Raw genomic sequence first — 26244 nt, forward strand, 5'->3', positions numbered from 1 at the left:
GTCTTGGCATCTGCTTGGCATCTGCTTGCCACCACCCTTGGGAAGACCCTTGGGACACCGCTGACCAGCGCGTTTAGCGTCTGTTGAACGGCCTGTCCGCGCCGCTCGGGTAGATTCGCGCAGCGTGCTGCGTATTCGAGTCCTCGGCCCCCTGGGCGCCGAGCTCCGGGGGACGTCCGTCGCCCTGGGAGCTCCCCGGCAGCGGGCCGTTCTCGCGCTGCTGGTCGCGGCCCGCCAGGAGGTGGTGCCCGTCGACCGCATGGTCGACGAGCTGTGGCGCGGGGCGCCCCCGGCCAAGGCCACCGTCTCCCTGCACGCCTATGTGTCGAACCTGCGCCGCCTGCTGGAACCGGAGCGACGCCCGCGCACCCGCCCGGCCGTCCTGGTCACCTCCCCACCGGGTTACGCGCTGCGGCTGCCCGCCGAGGCGGTGGACGCCTGGCGGTTCGAGGCCCTCGTCTCCCGGGCCTGGAGCGCCCCGCCCGCCCGGGCGCGGGAGTTGCTGGCCGAGGCGCTGGGGTGGTGGCGGGGTCCGGCGTTCCTGGGGCACCGGGACGAGCCGTGGGCCGTGTCCGAGGTGGCACGGCTGACCGAACTGCACGCTCAAGCTCGCGAGTTGGCCGTGGCGGCCGACCTGCGCACCGGACACGCGTCCGAAGCGGTGCTGGCGGCCGAAGTCCTGGTGCGGGACAGCCCGTTGCGGGAGGAGGGCTGGCGGCTGCTCGCCCTCGCCCACTGGGCCTGCGGCCGCCAGGGCGACGCCCTGTCCTGTCTGCGCCGCGCCGCCGCCGTGCTGCGCGAGGAGCTCGGCTGCGACCCCGGACCGGCCCTGGCCGAGCTGGAACACGCCGTCCTCGCCCGGCGGTTGGACGTACTGCGCGCTGCCGTACCGATGGATGCGCCGGGGACGGCCGCCGGTGTTCCCGACGAGGAGGACGGCCTCTTCGTCGGCCGGGAGGCCGAACTGAGCGCCGTGGACGCGGCCGCGCGGGCGGCCCGGCGCGCGGGCGGTGTGGTCCTGGTGACCGGCGAGGCCGGAGCGGGGAAGTCGGCACTGCTCGAACGGCTCGCCGAGCGGCTTGAGTCCACGGGGTGGACGGTGGTCATCGGGCGCTGCCCCGAGTACGAGGGGGCGCCGCCCGCATGGGCCTGGGTGGAGGCGCTCGGCGCCCTCGCCGAGCACGTGCCGCCGACGCACCCCGAGGAACTGGTCGCCCTGCTGCGCGAGCCGGAGGCCATGGCCGCCACGACGCGAGACGAGGCCGCCGCGGGACGCTTCCGTACCCACCGTGCCTTCGCCGCCTGGCTGCGGGCCGCGGCGGCCGGACAGCCGCTCGCCGTCCTCCTGGAGGACCTGCACCGCGGCGACGGCGAGACCCTGGCCCTCCTGGAGGCCGCCGCGCAGATCACCGGTGTCCCCCTCCTCATCGTGGCCGGCTACCGCCCGGCCGAGGTGGGCGAAGACCTGGTCAAGACCCTCGGCCGGCTCGCCCTCCGGGCCCCGCGCCGCATCGCGCTCGGCGGACTTCCGCCCCGGGACGTCGCGACGGTGGTCACCGCCGTCTGCGGCGAACCCGTCGACGAGGACACGGTGACGGCGCTCGCCGAACGCACCGGCGGCAACCCGTTCTACGTCCTCGAAAGCGCCCGTCTGCTGGTCAGCGAGGGCGCCCTGGTGGCCGTGTCCGAAGTGCCGCAGGGCGTACGGGACGTACTGCGCCGACGCCTGGCCCTGCTGCCCGCCCAGGCCCGGTCGGCCGTGCAACTGGCGGCCGTGGCGGGCCTGGAGGCCGAGGTCGCCCTGCTCGTCGACGCGGCGGAGACCGACGAGGACACGGTGCTGGAAGGACTCGACGCCGCGCTGGCCGCGGACCTGCTGAGCGAACCCGGGCTCGGGCGGGTGCGCTTCGTGCACGCGCTGGTCCGCGACACCGTGTACACCGACCTGTCCGGGCTGGGGCGGGCCCGGCTGCACGACCGCATCGCGCAAGGGCTGCGGCGCCACCGCCCGCACGATCTCGCGGCCCTCGCCTTCCATTTCGCCCGCTCGGGCAGGACGGCGAACGCGCCCCTGGCCGTCGACTACGCGCTGCGGGCGGCCGAGCTGGCCGAGCGGCGGTACGCCCACGACGTCGCCGTGGGTCTGATCGAACAGGCTCTCCACGCGCACCGGGCGGCCGTCGCCGACCCCGGTGCCGCGCCGGACGAGACAGTCGCGCTGTTCGTACGGCTGCTGGGCGCGCAGCTGCGGGCCGGGGCGACGGGCGCCGCGCGGGACACCCGGCAGCGGGCGGTCGACCTCGCGGTGCGGGCCGGCCGGGACGACCTGCTCGCCACGGTCTACGGCGCCTGGACCGAGCCCTCGCCTTGGCGCACCCGGCTGGAGGGCTTCTTCGACCGGACCGCCCTGGCCCGCCTGGAACGGCTCGCCGGCGACCGCGCGCTCGACCGTGCGACACGCGCCCGGGTCCTCCAGGTCCTCGTCGACGCCGTGGCCGCCGAGGAGGTGCCGCGGGCCGTGGAGGCGGCGCACACGCAACTGGCGCTGGCCCGGGCGGAGGGCGAACCGCGCCTGCTGGCCTCGGCGTTGATGACCTCGGCCAAGTTGCTGCCGCACGAGGTGCAGGGTGCCGTCCGTATGCCGCTCGTCGCGGAACTGCGGCAGCTGGCCGAGACGCACGACCTGCCGGCCTACCGCTGGGTGTGCGAGCACCTCTACGGCATGACCGCCGCGACCCGCAACGACCCCGCCGGGCTGCGCCGGCACAACGCCGAAGGGCTGGAACTCGCCCTGCGCTACCGCATGGTGTGGGCTCAGGGCATCGCCGCCGCGACCTCGGCGATGCTGGCCGCGGTCACCGGCCGCTTCGACGAGGCCGAGGCCCGCTACGCCGAGGCCGACGGTCTGTTGCGGCGCGTCGGGGCCCACCACGCCACCGGCCCCCGCACCCTGGGCCTGATCACCATCCGTCTCGCGCAGGGGCGGGCGGACGACATCGAACCGGTCGTCCGCGATCTGCACGCGGAGATCGGCACCCCCGTCGCCGTCGCCCACGCCCTGGTCCTGGCCCGACTGGGACGGCTCGAGGAGGCGGCGGCGGTGTCCTTGCTGCCGCGCCCGGTCACGGACCACCTCTACGGGATAGAGCTGGACTACCGCTGCGAAGTGGCGGTCCTGCTCGGCGACACGGAGACGGCGGCCATGCTGATCGAACAAGTCCTCCCGATCCGCGACCAGTTCGCCGGGACGGCCGGCGCCGCCTACGCGACCCGCCCCCTGGCCCACGCGCTGGCCGATCTGTACCGGCTCGTCGGGGAGGACCGGGCGGCGGCCGACCACTACGCGCTGGCCGAACGCGTCGCGCTCGCCTGGGACGCGCCGCACCGCGTCACCGAGGCCCGCCGGGCGGCCGTACAACTGGAGGCGGAACGGAAGCGCCGCCGAACCCTGGGTGTCTGATGTCCGTCCCGCCCGGGCGGCGTAGGCGCGTCACGACCGCCGTGCGTCGGAGACGAGCGGCAGGCGCAGGGTGAAGACCGTTTCCGTGTCCGGGGTGCTGGTCACCGAGACCGTGCCACCGTGCGCCTCGGTGAGCTGGCGGACAATGGCGAGGCCCAGGCCGCTGCCGCCCGTCTGGCGGCTGCGGGACTTGTCGGCGCGCCAGAAGCGGTCGAAGACGTGGGGCAGGTCGTCGGCGGCGATCCCGGTGCCGGTGTCGGCGACCTCGATCAGGATCTCGTCGCCCGCCCGGCGGCAGCGCAGGGTGACACTGCCGCCGGGAGGAGTGTGCCGGATGGCGTTGGACAGCAGGTTGCCGACGGCCTGACGCAGGCGTACGGGATCGGCGGACAGGGCCGGGGTGTCCTCGACGCGGGTGGTGAGCGTGACGCCGACGGTCTCGGCCCGGCCGCGGTGGGCCCCGGCGACGTGGTCGAGGAGGTCCCGCAGCCGCAGGGGCTCGGGGTGCAGCCGGAAGCGGCCCGCGTCGGCCTGGGCCAGATGCTGGAGGTCGTCGACGATGTGCTGGAGCAGCAGGGCCTCCTCCAGCAGGGAGGCGACGAACGCGTCGTCGGAGACGGCCAGTCCGTCCTGGGCCGCCTCCAGCCAGCTGCGGATCGTGCTGAGCGGGGTGCGCAGTTCATGGGCGACATCGCTGACCATGGCCTTGCGCTGGACCTCCACCCGCTCGCGGCGCTCCGCCAGGTCGTTGAAGGCGGCTGCCAGCCGGCCGATCTCGTCGTGGGTGGTCACCGGTACCCGCAGATGCTGCTGGGCCGGGTGGCGGGCGGCGTCGGTGAGCGCGCGCAGGGGCCGTACCAGGCGGGTGCCGACGGTGACGGTGACGGCCACGGTGAGGACGAGGACGAGCGCGGCGACACCGGCGACCCGGGCCGTGTTGGCCGAGGAGAGGTCGAAGCCGGGTGCGGCCGTCGATCCGGCGGGGGTGGCGACGAACAGCAGCGCGGCCGGAGCGACGTACGGGGCGAGCTGCTCGCGGCGGGCGGTGTCGATGCACGGCTGGACGGCCGCGCCGCCGGCGTTTCCGAGGGGACTGAAGCTGAGATCGACCTCCACGGGCCCCAGGTTCTGGCGTCTCAGGCAGCCGGTGACCAGGGCGTTGAGCTGGTCGAGCGCCCGTTTCTCGGTGAGAGTGGGATCGTCCAGCCGGTACAGCTGGCACACCTCGCCGACCTTTCGCTGGGTCCCGTTGTCGCCGCCGAGGACGAGGGCGGGCCTCCCGCTCGGCTCCTCGGTGACTCCGGCGGGGGAACCGACGCCGCGCAGACAGGACTGCAACTTCCCCACCCGGCTGAGCAGTTCGGCACGCTCGGTTTTCGGCAGCCGGTACGGGCCGACCGCCCGTGGGTCGATGCCGTCCGCCTTGACTCCGGGCAGCAGCGCGGGGTCGGCCCGCAGGGGGTCGATCAGCGCCGAGGCCTTGGTGGGGAGGGTGGTCATGGTGCCGGACGCGGCGATGGGCAGACGGTCCTGGGTGGTCAGGGTGATACGGCGGCCGGTCCGTTCGGTCAGCCGTTTCAGGACGGGCGTGACCGCAGACCAGCCGGTGTGGCCTGCGGCGTAGCCGATGAGCGTGTCGTAGATCTGGGCGTCGTCGGCGAGGACCTGTCCCTGCTCCTGCTGGATGGCGCTGGTGGTGGTGCGCGCGGCGAGCCAGGCGGTGGCCGCGACCGAGCACACGGCGATGGTGATCGACGCGGCCAGCAACCGGACCAGCAGACTGCGCCGCAACGGCACTCTGCCCCCGGCCCTGCTCCGCTCAGCGTCCACGGCTGCCGTCGCTGAGGCGGTAGCCGACTCCGAACACCGTCTGCAGATAGACCGGCCGGCGGGGTACGGCCTCGATCTTCTTGCGGAGGTTCAACACGTGGACGTCGATGGTGCGTTCGGTGATGTAACGGTCGTCCCCGCGCGTGCCGGCCAGGAGCTGGCGCCGGGTGAAGACGCGCTCCGGTTCGGCGGCCATCGTCGCGAGGACGTCGAACTCACCCGGGGTGCAGGCCACTTGGCGGCCCTCGATCTCGACGGTACGGCGGACGGGGTCCACCGCGAGGGCGCCGACCCGCAGCACCGGGTCGTTCGGGGCGGCGGCCGTCCGGGTGCGCCGGAGCAACGTGCGGACACGGGCCATGAGTTCACGGGGGCTGTAGGGCTTGGTCAGGTAGTCGTCGGCGCCGAGGTCCAGGCCGAGCAGCAGGTCCTCCTCGGTGCTGCGGGCGGTCAGCATCAGCACCGGCAGATCGCTCTCGCGCCGGAGGATCCGGCACACGTCCAGACCGTCGACGACCGGCATCATCACGTCGAGGACCAGCAGGTCGGGCCGTTGCCGGCGGACTTCGTCGAGCGCCGTGCGCCCGTCGTGGACGAGCAGCGCGGTGTGCCCCTCCCGCTCAAGGTAGCGGCGGATCACCTCGGCCTGTTTGATGTCGTCCTCGGCCACCAGGACACGGGCGTTCATGACGGTCAGGGTAGGCAGGACGGGATCAGGTCAGACGGCTTTCTGACGGCGTCCTGACAGGATCGTCATAACTTCGGGCCATGGTCTGCGCCATGTTGAAACCCTCCACTCGAGCCGCGGTGTTCACCTCCGTCGGCGCGGCCGGCCTGCTCCTCCTCACCGCGTGCGGGGGCGCCGGCGGGAACGACGACGCGGACAAGGGCGGCAAGGACGAGGTCGCCTCGCTGAACACCCCTGCGGCGAAAGGCGGTTCGGCCAGTGCGAGCGCCGATCCCGACGCGGGCCGGCCGCAGATCCGGCTGGACAGCACCCAGGACGACGTCAACCGCATGTGGGACGGCTGGACCGCCTGCCTGAAGGAGCACGGCGTCGACAAGACGTACAAGAGGCACCCGGACGCCCCCGGCGTGAAGGCCTGCGACGGGAAGCTGCCACTCGATCCGCCGGAGCTGGACCCGGCCAAGAACCCGGACTTCGACGACGACACACGGGCCATGGTGAAGTGCATGAACGAGCACCACATCAAGAGCGTGGTCACGGACCGGGGCTGGGGCCTGGTCGACGGGGCGAGCCTGAACGCCCCCAACTACGACCAGATCATGGTCGCTTGTCAGGTGAAGGCGTTCGGTGACCACAACTGACGACACGGAGGCCGCAGTTCCGTCGAGCAGACGGCGCGTACCACCGGGCAGACGGCGGGTGGTCATCGGAGCGGTGGCCGTGGCGGTCGTCGTGGCGAGCGCGCTGACCGTGACCGCGTGGCGGCAGAACGGCGGCGGGAAGCCGGACTCCGGCGGCGGCGCCGTACACACCGCGACCGCCGTGGTGACCAGGAGCGACCTCTCCAACGCCCAGACGCTGGACGGAAATCTCGGCTACGGCCGGGCCACCACGGTGAAGGGCGGCAGGAGCGGCCTGCTCACCTGGCTGCCCGCGACGGGGGCCACGGTGCGCCGGGGCCGGCCGCTGTACCGCGTGGACAACGTGCCGGTACCGCTCTTCTACGGCGGCACACCGCTGTACCGGACCCTGGAGGCCAGGGGCACCACCGGGCCGGACGTGAGGACGGTGGCCGACAACCTCAGGGCACTCGGTTACGACATCGGCGTACAGCCCGCGGTGGGCACCTGGGTCACCCCGCGGCACGTCACGCCGACGGCCCCCGTGAGCCCGTCGAGCGCACCGTCCAGCGCCTCCCCCTCCGCCCCTGCGGCGCCCTCCACCACCCCCGTCCAGGTCAAACGGGGCGACGGTGTCCTGACCGCCGGCCTCATCGCCGCGATCAAACGGTGGCAGACCGCGGCCGGCATGCCGGCCACCGGTGTGCTGGGCGTCGGTGACGTCCTGGTGCTGTCCGGCGCCGTACGGGTCGAGGGCGTACAGGCGCAGCTCGCCGACCCGGCCGACGGGACCCTGATGACGGTCACCTCCACCGCCAAGTCGGTGACCGTCCAGGTGGACCCGGGCGAGGCGGGCTCGATGAAGCGGGGCGACACGGTGACGGTGAGCCTGCCCGACGGCTCCACCGCCCCGGGCACCATCGCCTCCATCGGCGCCACCGTCCGCACGACCGACGCCTCAAGCGGCGACGACTCCTCCGGGCAGCCCCGGCTGACCGTCGGCATCGACCTGCGCGACACCGCGGCGGTGCGCGGGCTGAACTCCGCCCCGGTCCAGGTGAAGTTCACCTCGGAGACCCGCAAGGGCGTGCTCACCGTGCCCATCGGGTCCCTGACGGCGCTGCGCGAGGGCGGCTACGCGGTCCAGTTGCCCGGCGGCCGGCTGGTGGCGGTGAAGACCGGCATGTTCTCCAAGGGCGTGGTGGAGATCAGCGGTGACGGCATCAACGCCGGGACCAAGGTGGTGACGACGTCATGAGCGCGCCACCGGTGCTGGCGGTGCAGGGCGCGAGCATGGTGTACCCGGGCGGGGTCACGGCGCTGCACGACGTCTGGCTGGCCGTCGAACAGGGCGAACTGCTCGGCATCGTGGGCCCGTCCGGGTCCGGCAAGTCGACGCTGCTGAACATCATGGGCACGCTAGACCGGCCGACCAGCGGCACCGTGGAGATCGACGGCCAGGACGTGGCACGGCTCTCCGACCGCAGCCTGTCGGCGTTGCGGGGCCGCCGACTCGGGTTCGTCTTCCAGCAGTTCCACCTCACCGACGGGCTGACCGCCGCCGAGAACGTCGCCACCGGCCTGTTGTACGCCGGGGTGCCGCGCCGCAAGCGCCGGCCGCTGGCCCTGGAGGCACTGGACCGGGTGGGGCTGGCCCGCCGGGCCCGTCATCTGCCGCAGCAGCTCTCCGGCGGTGAGCGGCAGCGGGTGGCCATCGCCCGCGCCCTCGTCAACCGGCCCGTCCTGGTGCTCGCGGACGAGCCCACTGGCGCTCTGGACACCGCGAACGGTGTGGCCGTACTGGATCTGCTGACCACGCTGAACCGCGAGGGGACCACCATCGCGGTCATCACCCACGATCGGGACATCGCGGCCCAGTTGCCGCGCCGGGTGGAGATCCGCGACGGCCGCCTGCGCTCCGACACCCGCGTCGACGCCGACGCCCGCATGGAAAGCTGGTCATGACCATCACATCGACGCGGCGGCACGCCACCGGCGGGGTCGGCGACAGCAGGCCGGTGCGGCTGGCGCCGCTGGACATCCTGGGCCTGGGGCTGCTGGGCATCCGTACCCGCAAGATACGCGCGGCCCTGTCCGCGCTCGGCATCTCGATCGGCATCGCCACCCTGATCGTCGTCACCGGGATCCCGGCGTCCAGTCAGAAAGCGCTGATGAAGGAACTCTCCGCGCTGGGCACCAACATGCTCAAGGCCGTACCCGCCAACCAGGACCCGCCGGTGCTGCTGCCTCCCGAGTCGGTGGACATGGTGCGCCGGATCGGGCCGGTCACGGCGGCCAGCGCGGTCGCCAACACCCATACGGAGGTCTTCCGCAACGACCGCCTGGGCGCCGACGACTACACCGGCCTGACCGTCCTGGCCTCCAGACTCGACCTGCTGCGGACGATCAACGCGCGGGTGGCCTCGGGCCGCTTCCTCACTCCGGCCACGGAGAGGTTCCCCACGGCCGTCCTCGGCTCGGTGGCCGCCTCCCGTCTCGGCATCCCGAGGATCACCACCGGGCGGCCCGCCCCGCAGATCTACGTCGCCGGCCACTGGTTCACGGTCATCGGGACCCTCGCCACGACCCCCCTCTCCCCGGACATCGACCGCTCGGTCCTGGTCGGCTGGGACGCTGCGCGCACCCTGCTGAAGTTCGACGGCCACCCGACCGTGCTCTATCTCAAGGCCAGGGAGTCCCAGATCGAGGCCGTACGTGACGTACTGCCCGCCACCATCAATCCCCCACTGCCCGGCGTGGTCCAGGTCAGCCGCCCGTCCGACGCGCTGGCCGCCAAACGGGCCACCGCGTCCACGTTCTCCGCGCTCTTCCTCGGACTCGCCGGGGTCGCGCTCCTCGTCGGCGGCATCGGAGTCGCCAACACCATGGTCATCTCGGTCCTCGAACGCCGCCGCGAGATCGGCCTGCGCCGGGCCCTGGGCGCCAACCGGGGCCAGATACGCGCCCAGTTCCTCACCGAGTCGGTCGTCCTGTCAGCCCTCGGCGGCCTGGCCGGCACGGCCCTGGGCACCCTGGCCACGGTCGCCTACGCCACCCACCAGCACTGGCCCCCGGTCATCCCCCTCACCTCGGTGACGGCCGGCCTCACCGGCGCGATCCTGATCGGCATGCTGGCCGGCGTCTACCCGTCCCTGCGAGCGGCCCGGTTGACACCGACGGAGGCACTGGCGACGGCCTAGTGGCACGTGCCGAGTACGATGCCGACGTATGCGCTGAACAGTTACATTGAATCCCGGAACATTGTTCAGCAGTACCGAATCGGAGATCTCCATGGTCCAATCTGTGCATCGAGCGGTGCAGATCTTGCGGGAACTCGCCTCCGGCGGGCCCCGGCTGGGTGTGACGGAACTCGCCGAGCGGCTGGGCGTCGCCAAGCCCACGGTGCACGCGCTGCTGCGCACGCTGGAGATCGAGGGGCTGGTCTCGCAGGACCGGGACAGCTCGAAGTACCAGCTGGGGCCGGACCTGGTGCAGCTGGGCAACGCCTATCTGGACACCCAGGAACTGCGCACCCGGTCACTCACCTGGGCGGACACCCTGGCCAATCGGACGAAGGAAGCCGTGTGGGTGGGAGTTCTCACGGGCGACCACGTGCTGATCGTCCACCACGCCTTCCGCCCCGAGGGGGCCGTGCAGATTCTCGAGGTGGGCGCGAGCATCCCGTGGAACACCTGCGCCCTGGGCAAGGCCATCGTGGCGTCGCTGCCGGCGGATGAGCGCGACCGCCTGCTCGCCGGGGAGCTGGCGGTGCTCACCGGCACCAGCATGACCGACCGGGAGGAGCTGGACCGGCATCTGCAGGACGTCTTCAAGGCGGGATACGCCGTCGAGGACCAGGAGTCCGCCATCGGGGACGCGGGGATCGCCTCGCCGGTCCACGACCGCTCCGGCCAGGTGGTGGGCGCCATCGGCATCATCGGCCCGGTCGAGCGCATGCTGGCCGAACCGGTGCGCCAGGAACTCGCCGTCGCCGTCCGCGAGACCGCCCGCAACCTCTCCCGGGACCTGGGTGCCCCACGCCGGGGCGCCATCACCACGGGATCCTGAGCGTACCGAGGCGCGACAGAGCGGTCCGTCGCCGCTGTTCCACCCCCTTGACAGCCGCGAAACCCGGGCTTAGCTTCCGGAACAACGTTCATCAATGATGAAAAACCCGGATTGTGGGACCGCATCACGATGTGCGGGGCGGATGCCGACATGCTGACGTTGTGGGACGCGCCCGATCGAATGGAGACGCCATGGATGCCGACCTCGCCCTCGCGTGGGTGCGGGCCATCGCCGTTGCCGTCGGCCGGCACAGGGACTACCTCACCCAGCTCGACTCGGCGATCGGCGACGCGGATCACGGGGCCAACCTGGACCGTGGGTTCACCGCGGCCGTCACGGCCGTGTCCGACCTCGACGCGGACACCGTCGGAGCCGTGTTCCTCAAGACCGGCACCGTCCTCATCTCCACCATCGGGGGCGCCTCGGGACCGCTGTACGGCAGCGCGTTCCGCGCGCTGGGCAAGGCGCTGGAGATTCCTTCCGCCGACCCCGCGGCCTTTGCCGCGGCTCTCGCCGCCGGGCTGGAGAGCGTCCAGAAGCTGGGCACGGCGGTCCCCGGGGACAAGACCATGATCGACGCGTACGCGCCCGCCGTCGCCGCGTTCGAGGAACAGGCGCGCCGGGAGGCCGGCTTCGCCGCGGCCGCGGCAGCCGCCGCCGACGCCGCGGAAGAAGGCATGCGCGCCACGACACCCCTGCAGGCGCGCAAGGGCCGCGCCTCCTACCTCGGCGCACGCAGTGTCGGCCACCAGGACCCGGGGGCCACCTCGACCGCCCTGATCTTCCGCGCCCTCGCCGACACGACGGCCCGTCTCTGACGCCCGGGGGCGCGGGTCAGGGCAGCGAGGGCACGCAGGACCGCTGGACGAGTTCCCAGACCTCTTGCGGTGTCTGGCAGGTGAGGGCGGCGGCGGCAACGGAGGAACAGGCGTCGTACCTGAGGCGGCGGATACGGGCGCGGACCTCGTCCAGCGCGGCGGGAGCCACGGAGAGGATGTCGCAGCCGACACCGATCAGCAGAGGCATGACGAGGGGGTGGGCGGCGGCGTCGCCGCAGACGGAGACCTGGCGGTGGTGGCGGTGCGCGGCCGTGACGACCCGGGCGATGGCGTTCAGTACGGCGGGGTGTGCGGCCATGGCCGGGGTGGCGGCGGGGTCGCGGCGGTCCATGCCCAGGATCTGACTGGTGAGGTCGTTGCTCCCGATGGAGATGAAGGCCGCTTCGCGGGCCAGCTCATCGGCGGCGGCGACCGCTTCGGCAAGTTCGACCATGATGCCCAGCGGGGGCGCGCTGACCCCGAGTTCGTCGGCCGCGGTCCGCAGGAGGTCGCGGCAGGCGCGCAGTTCGTCGATGCTCGCGACCATGGGGATCATGATGCGCAGGTCGGTGTCGGCTCCGGCCCCGAGCAGACTGCGGAACTGGTCGGTGAAGGCGTCGGGTTCGGCCAGCATCAGGGGCAGGCCGCGGCCGAGCCGCTCGCCCGCGCGGCCCGGGGCGAGGAACGGCGGCAGTTTGTCGTCGGCGAAGTCGAGGGTGCGGACGGTGACGGTCCGTCCGTGGAGGGCGCGCAGGAGGGGGACGAGGGCGGCCGCGTGCTGGTCGCGGGTGGGCCAGGCGGCTTGGTGGAGGAACGGCAGCTCGGTGCGCAGCAGGCCGACGCCGTCGGCGCCGGCGGTCAGGGCCGCGCGGGCCTCGGGCGGCGTGGCCACATTGGCCCGCAGCACGACGGTGTGCTCGTCGACTGTCCGGCTGGGCAGGTGGCGCTCTCGCGCGAGCGCGAGCCTGCGGGTGCGGACGCCGTCGATGGCGTCGAGAGCGGTGGCGCGTTCGCTGTCGTCGGGATGCACGACGGCGGTGGCCCGCTCGGCGTCGAGGAGGATCTCCTGCCCGTCGGGCAGTTCCAGCAGCCGCTCGTCGACGGCGAGCAGAAGCGGGATGCCCTGGGAGCGGGCGACGATCGCGGCGTGGGAGTTCGGTCCACCGGTGACGGAGATGGCGCCGGTCACGGTCTGGCCGGGTTCCAGGAGGTCCGCCGCGCCGATCTCCTGGGCGACCAGGACGAGGGGCTGGTCGGGTGCGGGGCCGGTGTCGCCGTACAGGTGGGCCAGGACCCGGCGGCCGACCTGGCGGACGTCGGCGGCACGGTCGGCGAGGGTCGGGTCGTCCAAGGCGGCGATGATGCCGGCATAGGCGTCGACGGCCTGCCGCACGGCGACGGCCACCGGCCGGCCCTCCCCCGCCCGCTGGACGGCCTGGTCGCGCAGATCCGGGTCCTGCGCGATGTAGCAGTTGACCTCCATGATGTCGGCCTGTTCGTCCTTGCCCTGTTCGCGCAGCGAGGTCGACAGCTCCAGCAGGCGAGCGGCGACGGCGTCGAAGGCATCGGTGATCTGCCGCGCGGGCTCCCCGCCGGTGCGCCGCGGCAGCGAGCCGTGCGGGGACGGACGGTCGGTACGGCGCAGGAAGCCCAGGGCGATGCCGGCTGCGGCGGGGCGCCCCTCACAGGCGAGGCGGCCGGTCATCGGGCGGCCGCCGTCTCGGCGAGGGCGCGGAAGATCAGGGCGGTGGAGGCGGCGCCGGGGTCCTGGTGGCCGATGCTCCGTGCGCCGAGGTAGGAGGCACGGCCCTTGCGTGCCTGCAGCGGGGCGGTGGCGCGCAGACCGTCCTCGGCTGCGTCTGCCGCGGTCAGGGCGGCCGCGGCGAGGGTGGCTCCGGCGTCGGCCTGCTGCCGGAAGGCGGCCAGTGCGGGCGCGTAGGCGTCGATCATGGTCTTGTCGCCCGGGGCGGCCGATCCGAGCCTCTCGATGCTCGCCAGGCCCGCCGCGAGAGCGGCGGCGAACTCCTGGGGCGTGGCGGTGGGGGCCTCCAGCGTCTTGCCGGCGGCACGGAAAGCGCCCCCGTACAGCGGGCCGGAGGCGCCGCCGACGCTGGAGATGAGGGTGGTGCCCGCCTTGACCAGCAGGGCTCCGACGGTGTCCGGCACGAAGCCGTCCAGGGCTGTGCTGACGGCGGAGAAGCCTCGGTGCATGTTGACACCGTGGTCGGCGTCGCCAATGGCCGAGTCGAGCTGGGTGAGACGGTCTTTGTGCTGGTCCACGGCGGCGGCGATGGCCTGCACCCAGGCGCGGGCGAGGTCGATGTCCACGGAGACTCCGTTCATGGCTTGCGTGGCAGGTGGCAGGTGGCAGGTGGCAGGGCGAGGGTGGAGCCGGGGGTGGGGCGGTCGGATCGCGAGGCATGCGATCGGGGAGAGCCAGGGGCGGGTCGATCGGATGGCGACGGGCATGGTCGGGGATGAGCCTGGACGGGGCCGTCCGATGGCGACCGGCACAGTCGGGGATGAGCCTGGACGGGGCCGTCGGATGGCGACCGGCACAGTCGGGGATGAGCCGGAGGCGAGTCGAGCGGATCGCGAGGGATGCGGTGGGGATGAGCCGGGGGCGGGTCAGTCGGATGACGACGGGGACGGTCGGGGAGGGGCCGTTGCCGGGCAGGCGGCCCGGTCCTCGCGCGTCCGCGACGGGCAGCCGGCCCCGCCCTCGCATCTCCGCGGCCGGCAGGTGGCCCCCGCCCGCGCGTCCTGAGGATCCGCCCCCGGCCCGGTCAGGCGCCCCAGCGCAGGGCGGCGGTGTTCACGGGCGCGTCCCACAGGGCAAGCATCTCGGCGTCCGCCCGGCACACCGTGATGGAGACGCCCGCCATGTCCAGGCTGGTGACGTAGTTGCCGACCAGGCTGCGGGCGATGGTCACGTCCTTCTCGGCGAGCACGGAGGCCACCTCGTTGAACACCACGTACAGCTCGATGAGCGGGGTGGCGCCCAGGCCGTTGACCAGGACGATGGTCTCCTCCCCCGCGTCCAGGGGCTGGTCGCCGAGGATCGCGGCCAGGGCGGTGGCCACGATCTCCTTGGCCGTGGCGAGCTTCTCCCGGCGGCGGCCGGGCTCGCCGTGGATGCCCACGCCGACCTCCATCTCGTCCTCGGGCAGGTCGAAGCCGGGCTTGCCGGAGGCGGGAGTGGTGCACGCGGTCAGCGCCACGGCGAAGGACCGGGAGGAGGAGTTGACCCGCTTGGCCATTTCCGCGACGGCGGCGAGGTCGGCGCCCTGCTCGGCGAGAGCCCCGGCGATCTTCTCCACGAAGACGGTGGCCCCGGTGCCCCGGCGGCCGGCCGTGTAGGTCGAGTCCTGGACGGCGACGTCGTCGTCGACCAGGACGGTCTCCACGGTGATGCCTTCCTCGGCGGCGAGTTCGGCGGCCATCTGGAAGTTGAGGACGTCGCCGGTGTAGTTCTTCACGATGAACACCACGCCCGCGCCGCCGTCGACGGCCTGGGCCGCGGCCAGCATCTGACCCGGCACCGGTGAGGTGAACACCTCCCCCGGGCAGGCAGCGTCCAGCATGCCCGTTCCCACAAAACCGCCGTGCAGGGGCTCGTGCCCGGAACCACCACCGGACACGAGGGCCACCTTGCCCGCCCGGGTGCCGCCGGCGCGGGTGATCACCTTGTTCTCCGGGTCGACCTTCAGGCCCGGGTGAGCGGCGGCGACACCGCCCAGGGCATCGGCGAGGACCGACTCGGGAGCGTTGATGAGCTTCTTCACGACAGGGCTCCTTCGGCCGTGGCGGACTCGACCGCATGGGTCTCGACGGGGGATGCGGCGACAGCGCGGTGGGCGTTGAGGGCGGTGTAGAGGAGGCCGGCGGCGATCGCGCCGACGATCTCGGCGACCAGGTAGACCGGCAGTTGGTCCCAGTGGACGGTGCCCCCGAACAGCTGGCCCGTGATCATGGGGCCCAGTGTCCTGGCGGGGTTGATGGACGCCGATGTGGCGGGCGCCACCGGGAGGATGATCGCGAAGACGGCGAGGCCGATGGCCAGGCCCGCGAATCCACCGGCCGCACGCCGGTCGATGGCGCCGAACACGACGAACGCGAGGATGAACGTGCCGACGGCTTCGGCGAAGAAGGCCTGTCCGGCGCCGACACCGCTGCCGTAGGCGGCGATGCCGAGGCCGACGTCGACCGCCTTCTTTCCCAGCACCCCCACGATCGCGAGCGAGCCCAGTGTCGCGCCGGCCACCTGGGCCGCGATGTAGCCGGGGACGTCCCGCCAGGGCATCTTCTTCGTCGCGGCCAGGGCGAGGGTGATGGCCGGGTTGATCTGGCAGCCGGATATGTGGCCGATCGCGTAGACCATCGCGATGACCGCGGTGGCGAACGCGAGCGAGATCATTCCCAGCTGCGCCATGGTGAACGGGGCGTTGCCGCCGACGATGAGCGTCGCCGGGACCGAACCGACGCCGATGAACACCAGTACCGCGGTGCCCAGCGTCTCGGCGAGAAGTTTCTGCGAGTAGCTGTTCTCTTCCATAGTCGGGCGCCCGTGCCACATTGCGCCGGGCGCCTCACCTCCTCCGCATGAGCGGGCTGTGAAGGGGAGGGGGCCGTCAGAAAGCCGACGACATCCGAACTAGCGTTCATCATTGATGAACGATGTTCCGAAAATTAAGTGCCCGTTTCGCCCGTGTCAAGAGGTTCGACGAGTACTCCGAACCGAGGGCAGATCCGAATCACCGGTCGACACGCACGCAGGCGCACCCAGAGGCACACACCCGACTCCACATCGAGGAACTTCCGACTGGTTCGGTATTGCTGAATGGTGTTCCGAGATCTAACGTTGCCGTTCATGACAGCACCTGTTGGAATCGTGCTTGTGTCTCACAGCGCCGAACTCGCCTCGGGTCTTCGCCGGCTGGTGGAGCAGATCAGCTCCGAGGACGTCCCCCTCACCGCCACGGGCGGAACCGACGACGGCCGCATCGGCACGAGCTACGACCTCGTTCTCAAGGCGATCGAAGGCGCCGACCGTGGGGGCGGCGTCATCGTCCTTCCCGACCTCGGCAGCTCCGTCCTGACCGCCCGTACCGTCCTCGACGACCATCCCCGCCCCGACGTCGTCATCGTCGACGCCCCCTTCGTCGAAGGAGCCGTCGCCGCCGCCGTCACCGCCGCATCCGGTGCCGACCTCGAGACCGTCGTCGCCGCCGCCAAGGAGGCCCGCAATGTCTTCAAGCTCTGACTCCGCCACGACCGCAGCCGCCCACGAAGCCGCCGTCGTCCTGCCGGCCGACCTGCACGCCCGCCCGGCAGGCCGGATCGCCCGCGCCGCAGCCGGCTTCACCAGCACCGTGCGACTCCGGTACGCCGGTCGGACCGTCGATCCGAGGGGCGTCCTGTCCCTCATGAGCCTGGGCGCCCTCGCCGGAAGCACCGTGACCGTCCACGCCGAGGGCACCGACGCCGAAGCGGCCGTCGCGGCATTGGCCGACATCCTCGCCACGGCGGAATAGCCCGGCGGCCGCCACCCGGCACCGCCGTGCCGCCCGGATCCCAGGCCCCCGTCGGCCTGGGAGAGTCTCGCCTCACCCCCTTCGCACGGAGCTCAAGATGGAGCCCGGGTGAAACGGTGGGCCGCGGCCGGTACGAGGGCCATCAGGGCGGCGGCACCTCTTTGGCCATTCGGAAGTGGCCGGTGGAGCCGATCACTCCGCTCAGGGCTCCCGCGGTGACGACGCCCACGTAGTTGAAGAGGTTCAGGCGGGCCAGGACCGCTTCCGAGGCCGTGGAACCCGGCCGGGCGGCGGAGGCCGAGCCGCTCCGCCATGGCCCAGCCGACCCGCGGCCAGCGGGGCCGCGAGGCGGACGACACGCTCGGCCAGGGCCCTCGCGACCGCCGGCCCCACAGGTCCCGTCCCGGTCACACACGTGTCCAACGTGTCCGACGATCGCGAACTGACCCGCGCGACCACGGACCGGACCTCAGCGGCCGCACCGCCAGGACACGTCCCCGTGGGCAGACGCAGACGGACGGCGCTGGTGGGGCGCTGCGCGGCGGCGCTGTTGGCCACGGCTGGCGGTACGGCGTACGCGGTGGACAACCTGCCGCCGAAGCAGCCGCTCGTCCAGGACCTCAAGTCGGAAGGCAAGACCTGCGCGACCGGCGAGGACACGCCGTACGTCTCGGCGCCGCCCAGGCTCAGCGCAGTGCTGTACGACCCCGAGGAGGACAACCAGCCCTCCGAGGCCAGCCCGCTCAGCGGCGAGTTCGAAGCCTGGTGGACGGACGCGGCGGGGGTGGAACAGCGGCGCACCTACACCACCGTCACCCTGACGTCGGGGCAGAGCCAGTACTGGAGGATGCCGAGCGACATCCCGGCGAACACGGTCATCTCCTGGCATGTCCGCGCGAACGACGGCAAGTCGACCTCCCCGTGGAGCGACGAGGGCGACGGCTCGGGCCGCGTCGACGGGCACTACGCCTGGTCCAACACCTCGTAGCCGCCAGAATCGCAGATGGTTCAGTTGACGGCGTCGTACAGCAGATCCCGCAGTTTCAGTGCCGCCGGTAGCGGGACAGCAGGCAGTGCCACATGGACGGTCCGGCGCAGCGCCGAGTCGGTGAGGCGGCACAGGACGAGTTCGTCGGGGACCGCCCGTGCGGCCAGCGAGGGCACGAGCGCCACTCCCAAGCCGACGGCCGCGTAACCGAATTTCGCCGTCCACTCCGCGATCCGGATGATCTTCCGGGGCACGAAGCCCGCCCGCGCGCAGGCGTCGGCAAGCATCGTCGGACGGTCGCCGTACGCGCTGTGAAGCCATGTCTCGTCGTGCAGTTCACGCAGGTCGACCGCCTCGGCTCCGGCCAGGCGGTGCCCGCGTGGGAGAGCCACGAACAGCTCGTCCTCGCACAGCACGGTCGTCGTGACACCGTCGGCCGACGGCAGACCGGAGGGGTAGTCGCTGACGACGGCCAGGTCCAGCGCCCCGTCCGCGAGACGCTCCATCAGCGTGTCGGTCCAGCCCTCCACCGCGACGACCTCGACATCCGGCCTGGCGTCCCCGAGCGCCCGCAGGGCGGTGGGCACCAGCGAGATGTTGGCGGTGGCGAACGCGCCCACGTGCAGCAGTCCGCCGAACCCCGCGTGCAGCACGGCCAGTTCCCGCTCCGCCCGCGAGAGCCGGTCGAGCACGTCCATGGCGTGCCGGTGCAGCGTACGGCCGGCGGGATTGAGCCGTACGCCCCGAGGGAGGCGGTCGAACAGCGGCCCGCCGGCCTGTTGTTCCAGCGCGGCGATCCGCCGGGACACCGCGGACTGTGTGTAGCTGAGCCGGACCGCGGCTTTCGTGAACGACCCTGTCTCGGCCACGGCCACCAACAGCCGCAGCGCGTCGACCTCGAACACGTTCCCCCCTCCCCCGAGACCTGTTTTCCTCAAGCGCCATCCTCCCACGACACATTCCTCCAGCGCATAGATCCCATGCAATCCAGTCGCTGGTGGAATGCCCTGTCCGGCCATAACGTCGTTCACGCGGCGGGGCTCCGCAGGGGGACGGGCCCCGCCGCACCCGTGGCCCACGAGATCCGAGGGGGAAATGTGTCCACGCTCTCCTTGCCGACAATGCTGGCCGATCTGGAGAAACTCGTGCGCTGCGAGTCCTTCTCGGCCGACCACGCGGCGGTGGCGCGCAGCGCCGAAATGGTCGGCGCCCTCGGGACGACACTGCTGGGGACCGAGCCGGAGACCATCGCGATCGACGGGGTGACTCATCTGAGGTGGACCTTCGGCACCCCGCGGGTCCTCCTGGTGGGACACCACGACACGGTGTGGCCCATGGGCTCGCTCCAGGACCATCCCTGGTCTGTGACCGGCGGGATCGCCCGCGGCCCCGGGGTCCTGGACATGAAGGCGGGCCTGGTGCAGATGCTCCACGCGCTGGCCTCCCTGCCCTCCCCGGACGGGGTGTGCGTACTGGTCAGCGGCGACGAGGAGGTCGGCTCCGCGACCTCCCGGGAGCTGATCGAGGAAGCCGCGCGGGGGTGCAGGGCCGCTTTCGTGCTGGAGGCCTCCGGAGACGGGGAGGGTGCGCTCAAGATCGCCCGCAAGGGCACCTCGCGGTACGAGGTCGTGGTGCACGGCCGGGCCGCGCACGCGGGTCAGGAGCCGCAGAAAGGGGTCAACGCGGCGGTCGAGGCCGCTCATCAGGTGCTCTCCATCGCCGGCCTCGGAGCCTCGTTGGGCGCCGACGGAGGCGGCCACTCCCTTCTGGGCCCCGCAACCGTCACGCCCACCCTGCTGTCCGCCGGCACCGCCCGCAACACGGTGCCCGCGCTGGCGCGGGTGTCGGTGGACGTGCGGGTGCCGACGACGGCGGCACAGGACCGGGTCGACGGGCTCATGCGGGGGCTCACCGCCCGGACGCCCGGAGCCCGGCTCGAGGTGCTGGGAGGCGGGCAACGGCCGCCCATGACGCCGGAATCGTCCACCGAACTGTTCGCCCTCGCCTCCCGCCTCGCCGCGGAGTTGGGCCAAGAACCGCTGCGGGGGATCGCCGTCGGCGGCGCCTCGGACGGCAACTACACCGCGGCGGCGGGCTGTCCGACGCTGGACGGTCTCGGTGCCGTCGGCGCAGGCGCACACGCGGACAGCGAGTACGTCGAGGTTGCACGGATGGTCCCCCGCACCCATCTGCTCGCTCGGCTCATCGAGCACACGGCCCATGGAACGCAGCCCAGTTGAAGCGGCCTCGACGAGGTGGCTCCGATACGAAACCGAGGCCCCTCCCATGAGCGAGCCGGATTCCCCGTCCCCCGAAGCCGCCCAACTGGCTTCCCGTCAGAACTTCGGCCGACTCGAACACACCTTCCCGCCGAGGAAGGTCGACGCGCGGGAGAAGCCCAGCGGACTGCCCATTTCGCTCCCCTGGCCGCCATCGCCTTTGGCGAGAGGACGAACACCTCGAGTGCGCTGCGCGTTCCCCCGAGGAGGCCGGCAGCGCCAGCGGCTCACTCTCCGCAGTCCAGCAACTCGCCAATGCCATGGGAGCGGCGATCGTCACCACGGTCTACTTCGACGCGGCGTCCACGGGCGGACAACTGCACGGGTTCCTCACCGCGCTCGGCGCCATCGGCGGAGTCCTTGTCCTCTGTTTTCCGTTCGTCTGCCTCCTCCCGCGCAAGGCACCCGCCAACGGCCGCCACTGAGCGGGGCCCGCTGTCCTGGAACGACTCACGCGCGGTCGAACACCAACCAACGCGCATCTTGTGCAGCTTCGTCAGCGTCGCTACGGACTATCCCGCGCATGGCACAAGCCCAGGGCTGGGTGGACTCCAGGGTCCGCGTGGGCAACTCAAAGCACGCGGGTGCGTCACTTTCGGGAAACATGGGGCTTCTACTCTGATTGAACCGGTTGGTTCAATCAGGCTTGGTTCCGCTGCTTCAGGAGGCGCTGTGTCGGACGTCAGCTCCGCAAGTTTCATCCCGCGCAAGGTAACCGGCCCACAGGAGGCGGCAGAGGTGCTCGCCGCCGAGGGCGCGGCCATGGTGACCGGGCTGGCGGACGAGGAGAAGGCGGTCGCGATGGCCCGCGCGATCATGGGGGACCGGGCTGTGCGTTGCGGCACCCAGTTCGAGGCGACCAAGGAGAGCGCCCGGGTCGAGGGGATGAGGATGAAGGCACAGCCCGCCGACAGGCGCGGCCGCAAACGCGACGCCAGCGGCTCGGCCGAGGAGCGGATGGTCGCCCACAACGACGGCTTCGCTTTCGGTGACTACGCCCCCGACCATCTGTTCCTGTGGTGCGAGCGGCCCGCGGCCAGCGGCGGCGAATCTTTCCTGATCGACACCTCCCGGCTGCTGGACCTGCTGGCCGCCGACCCGGGCAGCGCCGCGCTCGCGGACTTCTGCCGCACTGTCGACATCGACCACTCCGAGCCCAACTACCCGCAGCGCGGCTTCTCGCCGATCGTCCGGCGGACCCCGTCGGGCCGCTTCCAGGGACGTAACCATCCCTATCTCGCGCCGGTCGAGGGCCCGTTGGAGCCGGAGCACTGGACGTATGTGCGCGCCTGGCAGGACGCGGTCGTCGCGGCCCGTGACAGCGGGCCGATGTTCCGGGTGGGCCCGGGTGAGATGATCTGCATCGACAACTACCGGGTGCTGCACGGCAGGGACGGGTACAGCGACCCGCTGCGCAGGGTCTGTTCGATCTGGGGCTGGAGCCAGGACGCGGTCGCGGTTCCGGACGGTCCGCTGGACATTGTCGTCCCACGAATCCCGATGGCTTCTTGATTGAAAACTCCGTCATTCCAGGGAGGATGTGACGGGATATCAGGATCCAGAAGCCGCGGCGGCCGTCGCCGCCCGCCGGGCGATCGACTCGGCGGCGGACGCGATCACCCGATCGGTCCCGGCCCGGTCGCCCGAGGTGATCAGGTCCAGCTGCAGGCCGCGCCACAACGCGACCAGTTCCCGGGCCAGATCGTCCGCGGCGGCCTTCGGCACGCCGCCGCCCAGCGAGGCCGCGAGTTGTTCCCGCCACTCGCTGCCCACCGACCCCAGGAAGCTGTCGAACCGGCCGCGTTGATGCGCGGCCAGGCCCAGTACCTCGAAGAACGTCCGGTGGAACGGCAGATTCTCGGCTGCCGCCACTGCGTCCCAGGCCGCGGTGATCCGCTCGCGCAGCGGGCGCATCTGGTCGTCCATGATGACGAACGCCTCGCTGAGAATCGGGAAGCGCCCGCTCGCCTCGGCCAGCGCGGCCGTGATCAGCTCCTCCTTGGAGCCGAAGTAGTACAGCAGCATGCGATTGTTGGTGCCGATCGCGCTGCCGAGTTTGCGCAGGGTCAAGTCCGCGACGCCGTGCTCCAGGACGTAGTCCGCGGTCAGCCTCAGCAGGCGACCACGTTCGGACAGGGCCGGGGTATCGGGCATGACCAGCACATTACCCGCAGCTCAATGGACGTATCCGAGCGGCTCGGGGCGACCGGACACTTATGGACACGGCGGCCTTCAGCAGCACCTCGTCCCGCAGCGGGGGATCGATCACAACGTGCCACGAAACGTACGCCATCCCCACGACGGCCGTTCTGGAGCACATCGAGCCCGTTCCCATGACTCCGAGGCGTTGAGAACCCCCTTGCCTGCCGCGGTTCCTCGGGTGCTCGCTTCGGCGCCCCGGGCCGAAACCGGGCATGGAATCCGTAAGTAACAAACACGGAATGACAGGGCAATCTCTGTGCGTCAGTCTCGGCTTGGTCGTCCGGCGACAGGCAGTCGGCACTGGGCACGGAGGGATGCGCGATGAGCTTTGTCAGCGCGTGCAGCACGGACCTCCGGTGCCGTGCCCACCAGTCGGCCTGGACGCGCGGACGGGTGGCGCACGGTTCACATCCGGAGTCCGAGGGCTCTCACAACTGACCTCGTACCGACGACCGCGGCCGGTGCCCTGCCCTGTCTGCGGTTCCACGGTGCCTCTGCCCCGGGAACGGCTTGTCGCGGCACTCTTCCGCGTCGCCCTTGTCCCACGCCGTCGTCCTGGCGTGCGCGCCGCACAGGTGTCCACGTGGCCGTTCCCAGCCGCGCTTCGCAGAAGGATTTCGCATGACCACTGCTCCACCCCGGCCAGACCTGCCCCGCGACTGCACGTTCGATGCCGACGACTGGGCGATCCTCGCCCAGCACTGGTACCCGGTCGCCCTGTCGAGCGAGATCGGCGACGCGCCGACCGCCGTGCGCCTGCTCGACGAGACCCTGGTGGCCTATCGGGTGGGCGGCAGCGTGGTCGTGGCTCACGACATCTGCCCGCACCGCGGGGTGCCGCTGAGCCTCGGCCGCGGCGACGGGAACGGCATCACCTGCGCGTATCACGGGCTGCGCTTCGGTGACGGCGGGCGGTGCGTGCAGGTGCCGGCCCATCCGGAGTCGAAGATCCCGTCCCGGCTGAACCTGCGGGCCTACCCCGTCGTCGAACGGTACGGGCTGGTGTGGACCTGCCTGCGCCCCGAACCCGACACGGCCCCGGTGATCCCGGCCATGGCCCACTGGGACGAGGCGGCCTTCCAACAGATCAACTGCCCCTGGATCGACGTCGCCGCGTTCGCCGGCCGCCAGGTCGAGGGCTTCCTCGACGTCGCCCACTTCGGCTTCGTCCACCTCGACTCCTTCGGCGACCCCGACAACACCGAGGTCCCCGACTACACCCCGGTACGCCACCAGTACGGCCACTCCGTCGACTACTGGAGCAGCGTCAGCAACTACCCGCACGGCACCAAGGAGGCCCCACCCGGCTTCCGGTGGCTGCGCCACTTCGACGTGCACCTGCCGTTCACGGCCACGCTCGTCGTGCACTTCCCCGACGGCGGGCTGCTCAACATCATGAACGCCGCCTCCCCCGTCTCCGCCCGCCAGACCCGCATGTTCGCCCCCATCGCCCGCAACTTCGACACCGACCAGCCCGTCCAGGCCGTATACGACTTCAACCGCACGGTCTTCGAGGAGGACCGCGCCGTCGTCGAGGTCCAGAAACCCGAGAACCTCCCCCTCGACCCGAGACTCGAAGTGAACATCCCCGCCGACCGCAGCTCCATCGCCTACCGCCGCGGCCTGCGCGACCTGGGCCTGAGCCACTTCTTCACCGCGTAAGGGCCCACCGTGCAGAAACTCGACGCCCAACTCGGGCCCTCCCTGGTCCGGCCGTACTCCTTGCGCAACTCCCCCAGGGAAAAAGGCCGTTACCTGATATGCGTACGGCGCGACGATGCCGGCCGGGGCGGCTCCCGCACCCTGCACCGTGGCCTCACCGTGGGCCGACGGCTACGGATCTCGCCCCCGCGCAACCACTTCCCGCTCGTGGCGGCCGGGCATCACGTGCTCGTCGAGGGCGGTATCGGCATCACACCCCTGCTGTCGATGGCCGAAGCCCTGGCCGCGCGGGGAGCGTCGTCCGTCCTGCACCACTACACCTCCGGCGCGGCGGAGGCCCCCCTGCTGGAGCGGCTCCACACCTCCGCTCTCGGCGAGCGGGCAGTGGTCCACCACAGCGACCAGGGGGACACCGTCCGCGCGGGGCTGCCCGCCGAACTACAGGTCCCGGAACCTGACACGGCCGTCCATGTCTGCGGGCCCGACGGTTTCATGACCCACGTCGCGGCCGAGGCGACCGCTGCGGGCCGGCACCCCGAGCAGCTTCACACCGAACGCTTCGCCCCGGCGGCTCCGCCATCCGCCGAAGCCGGAGACGGCGCGAAAGCCGAAGTTCCCACCGCCCACGGCGTCGAGGGCGGCCTCTCCTGCGAGCAGGGCATCTGCGGCGCCTGCCCGACCCCCGTCCTGGCCGGCGACCCCGACCACCGCGACGAGGTCCAGACCCCGGACGAGCGCGCGGCGGGCGACCGGATCACCCTCTGCTGCTCCCGCGCCCGCACCCCCGAACTCCTCCTCGACCTCTGACCCGGGATCCCTGATCCCGGGCCGGCGCTCGACCGGAGACCGGCCCGGCACTGTCCGGGCCTCGCCCCATCCACATTCCTCATGTCCACCAGGAGCCGGTGCCGACCCGGCCAGTGAAAGGAAAGCGCGCCATGACCACAAGTACGAACAGTGACGACAGAGCGTTCGCCGCCACCGACCGCCGTCTCTTCCTCAGGCGGGGACTGCAGCTGGGCGGTGCCGTACTGCTCGGCGGCCCGCTGCTCGCCGCGTGCGGCGATTCGGACTCGTCGTCCTCTTCCTCCTCGCCCTCATCCTCCGGTTCCAAGAGTTTCGGTGAGCTGACACTTCGGCTGTCCTGGATCAAGAACGTCGAGTTCGCGGGCAGCTACATAGCGGACAGCAAGGGCTACTACACGGACGAGGGCTTCTCGAAGGTCACGCTGATCGGCGGCGGCCCGTCCGCGACGCCGATGGAGACGGACGTCGTCACCAAGAAGGCGCTCGTGGCGATCAGCGCCCCCGACATCACAGGCTCGGCCGTCGCCAAGGGCGCGCCACTGAAGATCATCGGTGCGCAGTACCAGAAGAACCCGTTCTGCATCATGTCGATGGCCAAGGCCCCGATCGCCAAGCCGGAGGACATGTACGGCAAGAAGATCGGAGTCCAGGCGGGCAACGAGTCCGTGTGGGCGGCGTACATAAAGGCGACCGGGCTCGACGAGTCGAAGATCACGAAGGTACCGGTGCAGTTCGACCCGCTGCCCCTGACCCAGGGCACCGTGGACGGTTGGTTCTCCTTCGTGACGAACGAGCCGAACTCGCTGCGTCTGAAGGGCTTCAAGGTCGCCACGATGCTGCTCGCCGACACCGGCTATCCGCTGGTCTCGGAGACGTACTGCGTCCGCCAGGACACCATCGACAAGCAGCGTGACCTGCTCAAGGCGTTCCTGCGCGCGGAGATCAAGGGCTGGAAGGCGAACATCGCCGACCCGGCGCTCGGTGCGAAGCTCGCAGCCGAGACGTACGGCAAGGGGCTCGGGCTGACGACCAAGGAGCAGACGCTTGAGTCCAAGGACGAGAGCGAGCTGATGGTGAGCGCCGACACCAAGAAGAACGGCCTGTTCACGGTCACGCAGGCGCTGATCGACGAGAACATCAAGACGCTGAAGTACGGCGGCCTCGACATCACCGCCGACAAGCTCTTCGACCTCTCGGTCCTCGAAGAGGTCTACAAGGAAGACCCCAGCCTCATCTGAGGCCCCGGCGGTACCGGTGCGTCCCCGTCGGCCCGCCGGTACCGGCTTCC

General features: G+C 71.6%; 24 protein-coding genes. 16 read left to right on the forward strand and 8 right to left on the reverse strand.

Annotated features, from left to right (window positions below):
* The first annotated feature begins 124 nt into the window (after window positions 1-124).
* Window positions 125-3460, forward strand: coding sequence for a BTAD domain-containing putative transcriptional regulator (locus ABZZ74_RS11825; RefSeq protein WP_356763654.1), 3336 nt, complete (start codon window positions 125-127; stop codon window positions 3458-3460).
* A 30-nt stretch (window positions 3461-3490) separates the two neighbouring features.
* On the opposite strand, the gene ABZZ74_RS11830 is transcribed toward ABZZ74_RS11825, so the two are convergent.
* Both ABZZ74_RS11830 and ABZZ74_RS11835 read right to left on the reverse strand, forming a co-directional pair.
* Complete coding sequence (locus ABZZ74_RS11830; RefSeq protein WP_356763752.1) at window positions 3491-5257, reverse strand: HAMP domain-containing sensor histidine kinase; 1767 nt, start codon at window positions 5255-5257, stop codon at window positions 3491-3493.
* A 22-nt stretch (window positions 5258-5279) separates the two neighbouring features.
* Entirely contained in the window at window positions 5280-5978 is a 699-nt protein-coding gene (locus ABZZ74_RS11835; protein WP_356763656.1) for a response regulator transcription factor, read from the reverse strand.
* A 92-nt stretch (window positions 5979-6070) separates the two neighbouring features.
* Between ABZZ74_RS11835 and ABZZ74_RS11840 the strand changes: the two genes are divergently transcribed.
* The 6 genes from ABZZ74_RS11840 (at window position 6071) to dhaL (ABZZ74_RS11865) (ending at window position 11484) form a co-directional block, all read left to right on the forward strand.
* Complete coding sequence (locus ABZZ74_RS11840) at window positions 6071-6619, forward strand: hypothetical protein (protein ID WP_356763658.1); 549 nt, start codon at window positions 6071-6073, stop codon at window positions 6617-6619.
* On the forward strand, window positions 6606-7856 hold the full coding sequence (locus tag ABZZ74_RS11845) for a hypothetical protein (RefSeq protein WP_356763660.1): 1251 nt from the start codon (window positions 6606-6608) through the stop codon (window positions 7854-7856). Before ABZZ74_RS11840 ends, ABZZ74_RS11845 begins: the two co-directional genes overlap by 14 nt.
* Window positions 7853-8563, forward strand: coding sequence for an ABC transporter ATP-binding protein (locus ABZZ74_RS11850; RefSeq protein WP_133041173.1), 711 nt, complete (start codon window positions 7853-7855; stop codon window positions 8561-8563). The genes ABZZ74_RS11845 and ABZZ74_RS11850 overlap by 4 nt, the downstream gene beginning before the upstream one ends.
* Complete coding sequence (locus ABZZ74_RS11855; protein WP_356763662.1) at window positions 8560-9798, forward strand: ABC transporter permease; 1239 nt, start codon at window positions 8560-8562, stop codon at window positions 9796-9798. Before ABZZ74_RS11850 ends, ABZZ74_RS11855 begins: the two co-directional genes overlap by 4 nt.
* A 91-nt stretch (window positions 9799-9889) precedes the next feature.
* A complete protein-coding gene (locus ABZZ74_RS11860; RefSeq protein ID WP_356763664.1) occupies window positions 9890-10666 on the forward strand; it encodes an IclR family transcriptional regulator in 777 nt (258 codons plus the stop codon).
* A gap of 191 nt (window positions 10667-10857) precedes the next feature.
* Window positions 10858-11484, forward strand: coding sequence for a dihydroxyacetone kinase subunit DhaL (gene dhaL, locus ABZZ74_RS11865; RefSeq protein WP_356763666.1), 627 nt, complete (start codon window positions 10858-10860; stop codon window positions 11482-11484).
* A gap of 16 nt (window positions 11485-11500) precedes the next feature.
* Here dhaL (ABZZ74_RS11865) and ABZZ74_RS11870 read toward each other — a convergent pair whose 3' ends face one another.
* The 4 genes from ABZZ74_RS11870 to ABZZ74_RS11885 all read right to left on the reverse strand — a co-directional run bounded on the left by ABZZ74_RS11870 (window position 11501) and on the right by ABZZ74_RS11885 (window position 16039).
* The gene (locus ABZZ74_RS11870) at window positions 11501-13189 is read right to left on the reverse strand and encodes a putative PEP-binding protein (protein WP_356763668.1); all 1689 of its coding nucleotides are present in this window, start codon (window positions 13187-13189) and stop codon (window positions 11501-11503) included.
* Window positions 13186-13827 carry a dihydroxyacetone kinase subunit DhaL gene (gene dhaL, locus ABZZ74_RS11875; protein WP_356763670.1) on the reverse strand — a complete coding sequence of 214 codons (642 nt, stop codon included), beginning with the start codon at window positions 13825-13827 and terminating at the stop codon, window positions 13186-13188. The genes ABZZ74_RS11870 and dhaL (ABZZ74_RS11875) overlap by 4 nt, the downstream gene beginning before the upstream one ends.
* 443 nt (window positions 13828-14270) lie before the next feature.
* Window positions 14271-15269 (reverse strand): dihydroxyacetone kinase subunit DhaK, encoded by a 999-nt coding sequence (gene dhaK, locus ABZZ74_RS11880; RefSeq protein WP_356763672.1) that lies wholly within the window; start codon window positions 15267-15269, stop codon window positions 14271-14273.
* On the reverse strand, window positions 15266-16039 hold the full coding sequence (locus ABZZ74_RS11885) for an aquaporin (protein WP_356763674.1): 774 nt from the start codon (window positions 16037-16039) through the stop codon (window positions 15266-15268). The genes dhaK and ABZZ74_RS11885 overlap by 4 nt, the downstream gene beginning before the upstream one ends.
* A gap of 315 nt (window positions 16040-16354) precedes the next feature.
* Between ABZZ74_RS11885 and dhaM the strand changes: the two genes are divergently transcribed.
* The 3 genes from dhaM (at window position 16355) to ABZZ74_RS11900 (ending at window position 18006) form a co-directional block, all read left to right on the forward strand.
* Window positions 16355-16747 (forward strand): dihydroxyacetone kinase phosphoryl donor subunit DhaM, encoded by a 393-nt coding sequence (dhaM, locus tag ABZZ74_RS11890; protein WP_356763676.1) that lies wholly within the window; start codon window positions 16355-16357, stop codon window positions 16745-16747.
* Window positions 16731-17018 (forward strand): HPr family phosphocarrier protein, encoded by a 288-nt coding sequence (locus ABZZ74_RS11895; RefSeq protein ID WP_356763678.1) that lies wholly within the window; start codon window positions 16731-16733, stop codon window positions 17016-17018. The genes dhaM and ABZZ74_RS11895 overlap by 17 nt, the downstream gene beginning before the upstream one ends.
* A 499-nt stretch (window positions 17019-17517) precedes the next feature.
* Window positions 17518-18006, forward strand: coding sequence for a hypothetical protein (locus ABZZ74_RS11900; protein WP_356763680.1), 489 nt, complete (start codon window positions 17518-17520; stop codon window positions 18004-18006).
* Between the two features lie 20 nt (window positions 18007-18026).
* On the opposite strand, the gene ABZZ74_RS11905 is transcribed toward ABZZ74_RS11900, so the two are convergent.
* The gene (locus ABZZ74_RS11905; protein WP_356763682.1) at window positions 18027-18911 is read right to left on the reverse strand and encodes a LysR family transcriptional regulator; all 885 of its coding nucleotides are present in this window, start codon (window positions 18909-18911) and stop codon (window positions 18027-18029) included.
* Between the two features lie 216 nt (window positions 18912-19127).
* On the opposite strand from ABZZ74_RS11905, the gene ABZZ74_RS11910 reads away from it, so the two are divergent.
* The 3 genes from ABZZ74_RS11910 to ABZZ74_RS11920 all read left to right on the forward strand — a co-directional run bounded on the left by ABZZ74_RS11910 (window position 19128) and on the right by ABZZ74_RS11920 (window position 21797).
* On the forward strand, window positions 19128-20246 hold the full coding sequence (locus ABZZ74_RS11910; protein WP_356763754.1) for a M20 family metallopeptidase: 1119 nt from the start codon (window positions 19128-19130) through the stop codon (window positions 20244-20246).
* 299 nt (window positions 20247-20545) lie between these two features.
* Window positions 20546-20710 (forward strand): hypothetical protein, encoded by a 165-nt coding sequence (locus ABZZ74_RS11915; RefSeq protein WP_356763684.1) that lies wholly within the window; start codon window positions 20546-20548, stop codon window positions 20708-20710.
* A gap of 247 nt (window positions 20711-20957) precedes the next feature.
* The gene (locus ABZZ74_RS11920) at window positions 20958-21797 is read left to right on the forward strand and encodes a TauD/TfdA family dioxygenase (protein ID WP_356763686.1); all 840 of its coding nucleotides are present in this window, start codon (window positions 20958-20960) and stop codon (window positions 21795-21797) included.
* A gap of 39 nt (window positions 21798-21836) precedes the next feature.
* Here the strand turns inward: ABZZ74_RS11920 and ABZZ74_RS11925 are convergent, their stop codons facing one another.
* Window positions 21837-22439, reverse strand: a complete 603-nt coding sequence (locus ABZZ74_RS11925; RefSeq protein ID WP_356763688.1) for a TetR/AcrR family transcriptional regulator — start codon at window positions 22437-22439, stop codon at window positions 21837-21839.
* A 669-nt stretch (window positions 22440-23108) separates the two neighbouring features.
* On the opposite strand from ABZZ74_RS11925, the gene ABZZ74_RS11930 reads away from it, so the two are divergent.
* The 3 genes from ABZZ74_RS11930 to ABZZ74_RS11940 all read left to right on the forward strand — a co-directional run bounded on the left by ABZZ74_RS11930 (window position 23109) and on the right by ABZZ74_RS11940 (window position 26194).
* A complete protein-coding gene (locus ABZZ74_RS11930; RefSeq protein WP_356763690.1) occupies window positions 23109-24149 on the forward strand; it encodes an aromatic ring-hydroxylating dioxygenase subunit alpha in 1041 nt (346 codons plus the stop codon).
* A 9-nt stretch (window positions 24150-24158) separates the two neighbouring features.
* The gene (locus ABZZ74_RS11935) at window positions 24159-24956 is read left to right on the forward strand and encodes a PDR/VanB family oxidoreductase (protein WP_356763692.1); all 798 of its coding nucleotides are present in this window, start codon (window positions 24159-24161) and stop codon (window positions 24954-24956) included.
* 131 nt (window positions 24957-25087) lie between these two features.
* Complete coding sequence (locus tag ABZZ74_RS11940; protein WP_356763694.1) at window positions 25088-26194, forward strand: ABC transporter substrate-binding protein; 1107 nt, start codon at window positions 25088-25090, stop codon at window positions 26192-26194.
* Window positions 26195-26244: the final 50 nt, after the last annotated feature.

Origin of the sequence: Streptomyces sp. NPDC006476 (assembly GCF_040612015.1) — a bacterium.
Lineage (GTDB): Bacteria > Actinomycetota > Actinomycetes > Streptomycetales > Streptomycetaceae > Streptomyces > Streptomyces griseorubiginosus_B.